Source organism: Nostoc sp. (assembly GCF_036917155.1).
GTDB lineage: Bacteria > Cyanobacteriota > Cyanobacteriia > Cyanobacteriales > Nostocaceae > Nostoc.
Window position 1 is genome coordinate 1 of record NZ_JBALDZ010000156.1, and the last position, 11151, is coordinate 11151.

The 11151-nt window shown below is 40.4% G+C and carries 9 protein-coding genes; 6 read left to right on the top strand and 3 right to left on the bottom strand.

Features of this window, described 5'->3' with window-relative positions; genetic code table 11:
• Nucleotides 1-352 precede the first annotated feature (352 nt).
• From V7K67_RS20985 to V7K67_RS20995, 3 genes are all read right to left on the bottom strand, one after another.
• Nucleotides 353-1384, bottom strand: coding sequence for an NADP-dependent oxidoreductase (locus V7K67_RS20985; RefSeq protein ID WP_335168229.1), 1032 nt, complete (start codon nucleotides 1382-1384; stop codon nucleotides 353-355).
• 368 nt (nucleotides 1385-1752) lie between these two features.
• Nucleotides 1753-1956: a hypothetical protein gene (locus V7K67_RS20990; RefSeq protein WP_335168231.1), complete on the bottom strand. Its 204-nt coding sequence runs from the start codon at nucleotides 1954-1956 to the stop codon at nucleotides 1753-1755.
• 12 nt (nucleotides 1957-1968) lie between these two features.
• Nucleotides 1969-2436 (bottom strand): GNAT family N-acetyltransferase, encoded by a 468-nt coding sequence (locus V7K67_RS20995; RefSeq protein WP_190944138.1) that lies wholly within the window; start codon nucleotides 2434-2436, stop codon nucleotides 1969-1971.
• Nucleotides 2437-2798: 362 nt separating this feature from the next.
• Between V7K67_RS20995 and V7K67_RS21000 the strand changes: the two genes are divergently transcribed.
• The 6 genes from V7K67_RS21000 (at nucleotide 2799) to V7K67_RS21025 (ending at nucleotide 11076) form a co-directional block, all read left to right on the top strand.
• Nucleotides 2799-4868 carry a pentapeptide repeat-containing protein gene (locus tag V7K67_RS21000; RefSeq protein ID WP_335168234.1) on the top strand — a complete coding sequence of 690 codons (2070 nt, stop codon included), beginning with the start codon at nucleotides 2799-2801 and terminating at the stop codon, nucleotides 4866-4868.
• 37 nt (nucleotides 4869-4905) lie between these two features.
• Nucleotides 4906-5955, top strand: coding sequence for a pentapeptide repeat-containing protein (locus tag V7K67_RS21005; RefSeq protein ID WP_335168236.1), 1050 nt, complete (start codon nucleotides 4906-4908; stop codon nucleotides 5953-5955).
• 17 nt (nucleotides 5956-5972) lie between these two features.
• On the top strand, nucleotides 5973-8024 hold the full coding sequence (locus V7K67_RS21010) for an NACHT domain-containing protein (RefSeq protein ID WP_335168238.1): 2052 nt from the start codon (nucleotides 5973-5975) through the stop codon (nucleotides 8022-8024).
• A gap of 105 nt (nucleotides 8025-8129) precedes the next feature.
• A complete protein-coding gene (locus tag V7K67_RS21015; protein ID WP_335168240.1) occupies nucleotides 8130-9230 on the top strand; it encodes a trypsin-like peptidase domain-containing protein in 1101 nt (366 codons plus the stop codon).
• Nucleotides 9231-9293: 63 nt separating this feature from the next.
• Nucleotides 9294-10256, top strand: coding sequence for a hypothetical protein (locus tag V7K67_RS21020; RefSeq protein WP_335168242.1), 963 nt, complete (start codon nucleotides 9294-9296; stop codon nucleotides 10254-10256).
• 19 nt (nucleotides 10257-10275) lie between these two features.
• Entirely contained in the window at nucleotides 10276-11076 is an 801-nt protein-coding gene (locus tag V7K67_RS21025) for an AAA family ATPase (RefSeq protein ID WP_335168245.1), read from the top strand.
• Nucleotides 11077-11151: the final 75 nt, after the last annotated feature.

Below are 11151 nucleotides of genomic sequence, written 5' to 3' on the forward strand. Positions count from 1 at the left end.
CTGTTCCATCCCAAGACCTTCATTCACTGTTCAATAGCTTTAAAATCTGTAGCGCTTATTCCGCACAGCTTAGAGCTTTTCAAGCGTGCCATTCGACTATATAGATAACTCAGTTGATTACGTCTTAGATTTAATCAACTTAAATTGGAGTCGGACAATTTCTTGATCACAATCTGCTTTCGCGGGATCATCGTTACAGCATTCCTGCAAAAAGTCAAACCCCGAGTTCGCCGTAACGCATGAGTTTCTGCATACGCTCCGGTCGCACATTTGACCTTGCTACAAAGAAAGTCATAGTAAAACTACTTTTCAAACAACCTCTAAGCTCTTTTAGAGGTTGTTTATAAATTTTTCAGTTAGGCTCATTTGAGACTTTAATAACCAGTTTTCCCTTTTTGTTACCGTCGAAAAGTTTTAGGATCGCCTTGGGTGCATTTTCCAAGCCTTCGACAATCTCAAGAGCATATTTAATTTTCCCCTGGTTTAGCCACTTTCCAATCTCTGCTATCGCTTCATGAAATCGGGGAATATAATCCAAGATAATAAATCCCTGGACGAGAGCGCGTTTCATGAGAATTTGGCTGTAATTATATGGACCAGGAATAGGCTTTGAAGCATTATAAGTTGAGATTAAACCGCATAAAGGCAGACGGGCACGTAGATTAATTTTGGTTAGGACGGCATCAAGGATTATTCCGCCAACATTGTCAAAATACACATCGATTCCATTGGGACAAGCTTGAGCTAATGCTTTTTCTAAATCTCCAGTTTTATAGTTAATTGCTGCATCAAAGCCAAGTTCTTCTGTAAGCCAACGGCACTTTTCATCACTGCCAGTTATACCAACTACCCGACAACCCTTAATCTTAGCAATTTGTCCAACAATGGAACCAACTGCCCCAGCTGCGGCTGAAACGACCACAGTTTCTCCAACTTTTGGCTGTCCTATATCTAATAACCCAAAATAAGCTGTAAAACCAGTAGCACCCAGTGGCCCGGTAAATGCGTTGAGCGGACAAGGTAGAGGATTAGGTAATCGCGTCAGCGAAAAGCCACTGTTTCCAAGGGCGATCGCGTAATCTTGCCACCCTAGCAACCCAGAAACCAAATCTCCCTTTTTAAAATTGGGATTTTTGGACTCTTCAACTACACCTATAATACCGCCACGCATAACTTCCCCAATTTCAACAGGAGGCATATACTGCTCCATATCGCTCATCCAGATCCGATTGGTAGGATCTAGTGACAGATATATAGTACGTACCAGCACCTCATCATCTTTTGGGCTGGGGATTGGCTCTTCTCGGTACTCAAAATCGCTTTCTTTAATGTCACCAACGGGACGAGCAGCTAATAGAAACTGTCGATTTATCGCTCTAGTCATAAGTTTTTGTTGGGTGTGACTGAGAGTTGGTCAGAGTCAATACAGACTTTCTTGGCTTTTCTTAGGTCTTCTAGCATCATTTTACTTTAGCATCTCACTTCACCAGCACCCCATCCATACAAGCAATTCCCCATTGCGGAAACTTAACCAGCAACTTCTTGATCACAATCTGCTTTCGCGGGATCATCATTCCAACACTCCTGCAAGGAGTCAAAGCCCGGATTCTCGCCCGAATTTGCCGCAACGCATGAGTTTCTACATACGTAGCGGTCGTACATTTGCCCTTGCAACAATCGCCTCATGCGACCATTTTTCAGCACTGAGAACAGGCACGGCGGAACTTTCACCCTCATGATCTGCTTTGACTTCTACACTCGAAACTGATTTTTCAACCAACAACGTTTAGAGTCTCGTAGAGAAGCAGAATAACCGTGTTCTACTTGCCTGTGCAGTTGATAGCGATCACAAGCCCCTCGGTAAGCGATGGCTGCGCCAACGCTGCCGTAGGATGCCCGAACGCGAACAGCGTCTCCTTTAGGAGAAGGGCTGTAGGACGAACGCACTTTTGACATGACAGCAAATACTTAAATTTCTCGGAGCATTTCGATATTACTGAACCGAAAACCACAGGATGCAAACAACTTTCGAGCGTTTTCATTCACTACTGCCGTATCTAATCTAATTTGTTTGATTCCCATTTGCTCAAAACGCTCTACACACAGCATTACTATCTGTCGGGCAATACCTTTTTGACGGTATTCTGGCTCTACCCACAGATCGTAAATAAACGCATATTCCCGCAAGCGATAAATTGGGATCTCTTGCTCTACTGCTGAGATGAGAAATGCTACAAGCTGCCGATCATCTTCTGCTACTAAAAATACGCTGCGCTCGTTTTGCGCCATTCGCGTTAACCATTTTTCATAACGCTGTTCTGGATGCGGTAGAAAACCGTACTTAGCATTATCCCAAGACTCGTGTAAAGCACAAATCTTGGCCACCATTGGCAGAACTGCGGGTACATCATCTGGCGTAGCAGAACGGATTAGCATGAGCTTGTGCAGTGTAATGTAAGAGTGAAATTTATCACAAATAGAGCAGACAACTAACTCACCTTCAATTACAGCTTTGTTACATCATCTTATAGCTAGAAGAACCATTACATCAAATATAAAGCTGCATCAAAACCAGAGAAGTACGTTCGCTTGCCCCTGGTAAACAATTGCACTTCTCTTATGTTCTAAAGCTTTGCTAAATTTAGGTGAATGCGTTGTGGGAAGCCACAACGTTAGTTCGTAAAAAACAAAGGCGATCGCTAAACACACAAACTTCAACAGAAATATTGTGTTACAGTCCGTAAAAGCCCATACTGAAGCTGTATGTAACATAAACCCTCCGTTTTACAAGCCTAGCCATGCCCCAAGACTTCTCTCGCCAGAATCTTAGAGGTCGTTCTTTCAAAGGTCAAGATTTGACTGGTGCAAACTTTAGTCACGCAGATATTCGAGGGACAGATTTTAGTGGGGCTAATTTGAGAGGGGCAAACTTTAGTCATGCAAAAGCTGGGTTACAGAAGCGATGGACAATTGGTTTAGTTATTATTTCATGGTTGCTAGCAGGAATTTCTGGCTTTTTCTCATGGTTTGCTTTCTATTTTGTAGTCTTTGTATTTGTCAGCAATAAACTTGAGAATATTACAGTTGGCATAGCCTCTTTATTTGTGCTTGCAGTATTCTTTATTGTCGTTATCCATAAAGGGTTTGGAGCTGGGTTAGGAGTAGTGGCTTTTATAGTTGCTATTACAGGCTCTATTGCTGTTGCGATGTTTGGTCAAGAAGCAGCCATTGTCGGAGCCGTTGCTGTTGCTGGGGCAGTTGTAGGAGCTGTCGCCGTCGCTGTTGCTATAGTCATTGCTATTGCCAGCGTAGTTGCAGAAGGAGTGGCCGTTGCTGGAGCAATTGTAGCAGTTGTTGTTGTTGCTGGGTATCAACATGGCTCTATCATCGTCACTGAAACCGTGATTTTACTTAGTGCTTATACTGGTTGGCGTGCTGTTGCTGGAGATGAGAAAAATACTTGGATTAGAGAGATTAGTATTGCCTTTGCTGCTATCGGAGGTACAAGTTTTCGCGGTTGTGATTTAACCAATAGTATCTTTACTCAATCCACACTCCGAAATACAGACTTCAGAAAAGCTATTCTAACCCGTACCTGTTGGCATCAAGTTGAAATGCTTGACTTTATTCGTTCTAGTAAAACTTATCTTCAAAATCCACAAGTACGTCAACTGTTAATTACAGGTCAAGGACAGGAAAAGAACTTTGACCGTCAAATCCTCCGAGGTGTCAACTTACAACAAGCTAACCTAGCAGATGCCAGCTTCATAGGTACTGATCTCAGTGAAGCCACATTCAAAGACGCAGACTTATCCAGAGCAAAGCTAGTACAAACCCAACTCGACGGCACTGACTTTACAGGCGCAACTCTCACAGGCGCATTCATTGAAGACTGGAACATTACCACTGATACCAAGTTTGATGGAGTGCGTTGCGAGTACGTTTATATGCGCCTGCCCACTCCAGACAACCCCGACCCTCACCGCAAACCAGACAATCGCCAGGAAGTGTTTGCAGATGGAGAATTTGGTGATTTCATTAAGCCCATCTTCGACACCCTCGACCTTTACCATAGTCAGGGAGTTGACCCAAGAGCGATCGCTATCTCGTTCAAGCAATTAGCAGAAAACCACCCAGAAGCTGATTTGCGGATTGTAGGAATGGAAGTGCGAGGTGAAGATAAGTTTCTACTCCGTGCCAAAACAGCGATCGCAGCCGATAAATCGCAACTGAGTGCAGAGTATTTTGCTACTTATAATCAGCTAAAAGCTTTGGCAGAACAAGAAGTTAAAGCACTTATCGCTGAGAAGGATAGCAGAATTGCTGATTTACAGAATATGGTAGTCACAGCACTACAGCGTCCTAGCTTTTATTCAAATGTTGAGCAGGTAGGTTTTATGACTAACAATCCCGGTGGCTTTTCAGTTGGTGGTTCAGTTGATGGCGATATTAATAATGTTCAAGGTGAAAATAACCAACAAAGGGTAAGTAATAAAAGCTCTAGTTTTAACTTACAAGGCGCTCAATTTGCAGGTGGTCTAGTCAATGCTGATACCGTAAACGCACAACAAATCGGCGGCAACATTACCAACTACTCCACTGAACAAAAGCAGAACCTCGCCCAAGCCGCAGCAGAGATTCAGCAGCTTCTCAACCAATTAAGCCAGACAAACCCCACGACTACCACATCGGAGAAGATGAGCGTTGTGGCTAAGGCAGTCGATGAGATTGAGCGTAACCCCACACTGAAAGCAAGAGTAATTGGTGCGTTGAAGGCTGGGGGAACAGAAGCATTGAAGGAATTAATCGATAATCCTTTGATTAATATACTGCTGGCATCAATCGACGGGTGGCAGGATGCGGAGTAGTTTGTTTGCAACAGATGAGCAGAGAGGTTAGCTGGTGATGGCGAATGAGGAGCATCTAGCGATACTAAAACAGGGAGTGCAGGTTTGGAATGAGTGGCGAGACAAAAATCCTTCTATACAACCGAACTTTGTAAAAGCTAAGTTCCCTAGTGCTGACTTTAGATTAGCTAACTTTAATAATGCTAACTTTAAAGGTGCTGATTTAAGTGGTGCAAAAATTAGTCGAGCTACTTTCAGAAAAGCTGACCTTAGTAGAGTTGATTTTGGTTGGGCAGATTTGAGCCGCTCTGACTTAAGCGAGGCTAAACTCATTGGAACAGATTTAAGTCAAGCTGATTTGATTGCTGCTAACTTCACTAAAGCTAATTTATGGCAAGTTAACCTGACCGAAACTGATTTGAGTGTATCTAAGCTTATTGGAGCTAATCTTAGTAATGCTATCTTAATAGAAACTAAAGCACTAGCAACCAATTTTAACACAGCAAACTTAACAGGAGCTTGCATAGAAGACTGGCATATAAACAGTGATACAAACTTCACTGACGTAATTTGTGACTACATCTACCTCTGCCAAAACCAGCAAGAACGCCGTCCCAGCAGTGGCAACTTTGCCCCTGGCGAGTTCACTAAGTTATTCCAAAAATCCTTAGAAACACTTGACCTAATCTTCCGCAATGGTATCGACTGGGATGCTTTCGCTTATTCGTTCAAAAAATTAGAGGTCGAAAACCAAGGCGCACAGTTAGATGTCCAAAGCATTGAGAAAAAAGGTGATGGCATTCTTGTAGTCCGAGTAGCTGTTTCCCCTGATGCAGATAAAGCGAAAATCCACAGCGACTTCATGCAGGGCTATGAATTTGCGGCTAGGGCATTAGAGGCGCAGTACCAAGTAAGACTTGAAGATAAAGAAAAAGTAATCAACCAGCTATTTTCCACTATTAACCAGCAAAATCAGTTATTGGCTCAGACTGGTGATAAAGTCTCAATTTATTATCAACCAAACTCGCAGTTTACTGGTGGCATAGTGGACGCTACTAATGTTGATGCACAGCAGATAGGTGGTAGTATTCATAACAACAATGCTTAAGCCTGCCAAAACTAACTATGCCGGACGCAGAAGACCCGAAGCAAGGCAATAACAACGACTTACGCAATGCCCAGTTTGGCGGCGGGTTTATTAATGCTGAGAATGTCAATGCTGGAAGAATAGGCGGCGACATTTGGAATATTTTCTTAGGGCAGCAGACAACACCAGTAGGCAACCCTGCTCGACCGAAGAATGAGCGTTCGCTACTAGCCGCAGTTAAGGAAGAAGTGACTGTGCGGTTAAGACAATCTCTACACAATGCCGTGCTGATTAATTTAGGAAAGGAGCCACAACCCCAACAGGTAAAACGCCCTTGGGATGCTGACATAAAAATTGGCTTAAAGCCTGCTGAACCTCTCCCAGATACGACAACAATTTTAGAAATTTTTGACCAGGAAGAAATTGCAGGTAAATTGTTAATTTTAGGGAATCCTGGTGCTGGTAAAACTACTACAACATTAGATTTAGCAAAAGCCTTGATTGCACGGGCAGAAAAAAAATCTGATTACCCTATTCCGGTACTATTTAACCTCTCGAATTGGAAGAATGATAGACAGTTAATACATGATTGGTTAGTAGCGGAATTAAAATCGAAGTATGGGGTGCGAAAAGATATTAGTAGTAAATGGCTGGATAATGCTAAGTTACTACCGATGTTAGATGGTTTAGATGAATTGGAGTCAGCACGTCAGGAACTATGTGTAAGAAAGATTAATGAATTTTTACAAAGCGATTACCGTCCAAAGTATTTACTGGTGTGTAGCCGTTGGGAGGAGTATGCTAACTATCCCGAAAGGCTCCAACTAAATGGTGCAATATGCTTACGATTACTTAGCTATCACCAAATTAAAAATTACTTAGCTAATTTAAATAGAACGCAGCTTTGGCAATTTTTACAAACTGATACAACATTACTAGAACTAGTACGTAAACCATTAATGCTGAGTATAATAATACTCTCTTATGAAGAGTTGGCAACAGAAAGGGGGATAAATTTAACATCAAATATATCACCCTTAGAATATTTACTAAATGCATATATACAACAAATGATGTCTCGAAGTTTAGTAAATCAGATGTACAGTAAACAGGAAGCTTCAGTTACAAAGCAGACGCAACGGTGGCTGGTGTTTCTAGCACAGTATTTGCAGAGTAGTTCAAAGACTGAATTTTCCATTGATGATATACAAGCTGACTGTTTCCAAACCATCGCTCAGAAACGCATATATTATTTCACTATTAAAATTGCTTTGTGGTTATTTAGCGGCTTTATTATAGGATTAATTTTTGGTAAAGATTTTGGATTAGTTAGTGGCTTTGTAATTAGCCTCATTATCAACTTATCTGAAACAATACAATTGGCTGATAAAATAAAATTTTCCTTTAAAAGGTTAATATTTGGTTGTAAACTAGGATCATTTATAGGTGCTATTGGTGGATTTTTATATAGTTCTTTATGTGCCCTATATGTAGCAATAGCAATTGATGTACTCAAGAATATTAATTATTTTACATTTGTATTTTGGGCAGTATTGGCTATGTTTTTAACAATTATTTTTAGCGTTTCAAGTGGATTACTTTTTGGAATATTTATAAGCTTGATAAAGGAGGAATTTGAAACAAAGCTTATCCCCAATCAAGGAATTATAAATTCATTCAAGAATGCGACAATATACAGTATATTTAGTGGTTTAATACTAGGAATAACAGGGAGTTTAATATATATAGTTTTTCCAGGGAATAATTTGATAAAAATTGCTGAACCTGGAGTTTATGTTATGGGAACCACTGAAGCTTTAATAAATGTAGCTATTATTAGCGGTTTAAAATTTGCTGTTTCCAGTGTTTTGGTTATTTGGTTGCTTTGTGGTGGTTTTACCTGTATTCAACATTTTTTCCTCCGTCTTATCCTCTATCGCAATGGTTACATTCCTTGGAACTACGCCCGTTTCCTCGACTACTGCACTGAGCGTATGTTAATCCAGCGTGTTGGTGGTCGTTACCGCTTCATCCACAAACTGCTGCAAGACCACTTCGCACAAATGGATTTCAAGCGTGATTCAAGGTAATTGTTGGTCTGTACAATTGAGTATCAGATAAAAGCAAAGCAAGCGATCGCAAGTCATAAACAGGTAGCACGGTCAACGTCAACACTGTTAACTTAGAACGAATAGGTGGTAACATTCAGAACAACGACGCTTAAGAACGCTCAAGCTAAACCCATGCCCGATTCAGAAGACCCAAAGCAAGTCAGCAACGATTTACGCAATTCCCAGTTTGGCGGTGGGTTAATCAACGCTGGCACAGTGAATGCTGGGCAAATTGGCGGCGACATCTACAACATTCACGTTGGACAGCAGATGTCAGCTTCAGGTAATTCAGTCCAATCACAGAACCAAAGAGAGCGATCGCTCTCTGAAAGAGATTCATTAAAGGCAGCGATCGCTCGGATATACCATAAAAATGGAATCACAGTTGTCGGTGCTGGTTTTTTAGTTGGCGATCGCTATCTCCTTACCTGCGCTCATGTAATTGCGGAAGCATTGGGCATTTTAAGCAATACTCAAGAATTGCCAATTGGCATTATAGAGCTTGACTTTCCCCTGATTGCACCTGGACAAAAACTCAAAGCAAAAGTAGTATTTTGGCAGCCTGTCAATCCACCACAAATTGGAGAAGATATTGCTGGACTACATTTAGAAGATGCTCCACCAAATGGGGTGAGTTCTGTACAGCTTGTCACTGCATCAGATTACTGGAAACATCCGTTTCGGATATTTGGCTTTCCTCAAGGACATGATGTTGGTGTATGGGCGACAGGTGAGCTGCGTGATGTACAGGCTAGTGGATGGATACAGATGGAAGCTATTCAAGCGACTGGCTATCAGGTTGAGCCGGGGTTTAGTGGTGCTGCTATTTGGGATGAATCATTACAGGGAGTCGCAGGAATGGCGATCGCCGCAGAGAGAAAGCGAGAAGGTGTAAAAGCGGCTTTTATGATTCCGACAAAAGTGTTAGTGCAAACATGGAGCTTTTTAAATCAAGCTGTTCAACAGCAACCTAAAACTTCTACTGAAAGCGAATCAACACTAAAATCACCACGTCAGAAACTTCGTATTCAAGAGGAACTTACAGATTTACAAGAAGAAAGGGAGGCTTGTAACAGTCAATATCGTTCAGCAATAGATGAAGCTGAACGAGTTCGTTTAAAAAGAAAACTTGATAATTTAGACAAAAAAATAGATGATTTAGAACGTCAGTTAAATGAACTATAAATCAGAGATTCTGTTTTTCAATAGATATTAATTAATATTAAAATAGAAAAATATTTTATTTACATGGTAAAGGATGATAGACGGAGATTAATTAAATTAGAATATGCTGATTTACTGAAAGAGCAAGAGGCTTGTAGCAATCAATATCGTTCAGAAATAGATGAAGCTCAACGAGTTCGTTTAAAAAGAAAACTTGAGGATTTAGACAAAAAAATAGATGACTTAGAACATCAGCTATATAGTAATGATTTAAATGCAGACGCTAATCGTCGCTTTCGCGCATTGGAAGATAAGCTGCCTAAAATTGACTTTAAAAAACAGATTAGCATTGTCAAAAATATTTTGGAGCAATTTACAGAAGATGGGGCTGCGCTTTTTTTGATCAACGATAGCTTAAATATGGCAGGAGATTTATTTCGGCTAGAATTTAAAAAAATGTTAGAAGAGGAAACAACAGACCTCAAGCATTATGAAATAGCATTTTCGATTGGTAGAAGATTAGATGAAATAGGATTTTTGCAAGGATTAGGAGGACATCTAGGTATTGATGAAATCGAGAATGAGAGAGAATATTCAACAGTAATTGATAAAATTTTTGGGTTTATAGAAAATGGGAGTATTGTTTTCATTGAATTAAGAAAAATAAATTTATTATCTAATAGAGAAGATTTCTTTTCCTGGTTAGTCAATAATTTTGGGAAAACATTAGTCGAAAAACTCCCTTTGATTTGCCATTTTAAAGACATTGAGCAAGTAAAATTTATATTTCTTGCTATGTCAGATACTGATATTTGTAAAGAATATGCAAAACTTTCTTGTTTTTGTACCGAAGTAGAATTTGATAAATACAAAATTTTGGAAATTCCCTTAAAAGAGTGGACTGAGAAAGATATTCGGGATTGGCTAACAAAACACTCAGGACTATCCAAAGAAATAAATACTGCAATTGCTAAGGATGTTTACGAGTCAAGTCGGGGTGGGACTCCTAAAAATATTCGTGATGCCTTAATGAGTACACTAAGTTAGCAAATTTATAGAGTAGCTTATGAGTTTTAGTACTAGATTAACCTTTGAAAACAAACCCGAACACCGACCAGAAAATCCACATGAGGATTCGCCAAAGCACCCAGAACCTTATGTGGTGTCATCGGAATTAAAAAAAGCTGTTAATTTAGCCATCTACCTCCGGCGACCATTATTATTAGAAGGAGATGCAGGATGTGGTAAAACTCGTCTAGCTTCGGCTGTTGCTTATGAGTTAGGATTACCCCTCTACCGTTGGGATGTACGCTCTACTACTAGAGCTTTGGATGGACTATATGAATATGATGCAATTCTGAGACTGCATGATGTGCAAACGCAGAAAGTAGCACCACCACCAGTAGATGCAGCAGAAATAGAAGAGAATGAAGACGAAGAAAGGCAAAGTCGTAATCCTGCTAATTCCAAGCACTATCGCAAATTGGGAGCGTTAGGAAAGGCATTTAAACTCCAAACTTGTCCAGCAGTTGTGTTAATTGATGAGATTGATAAAGCAGATTTGGATTTTCCTAATGATTTGCTGACTGTATTAGATGAGCCTTGGGAATTCAAGATTAAGGAAACTGGGGAAACAATTCGCGCTACTTACCCACATAAAGATGCGAAAGATAGTGCTATTGACTGTAGGCCAATTGTCATCATAACCAGTAATAAAGAAAAAGGTAATTTACCTGCACCATTTTTGCGGCGTTGCCTATATTACTATGTAGACTTTCCTAATGATAAGAAGCAGTTGCAAGAAATTATCGAAAAGCATTATAAAATTCGTGAGGAAACACCCCCGCCTAGAGCGCCGGTCGAGTAAAAGTAGTTGACAAAAGATACAATATTTGTTGTGTCCAATCTTCGAGGTTAAAGGCATAAGGGGTATAAAATGCGT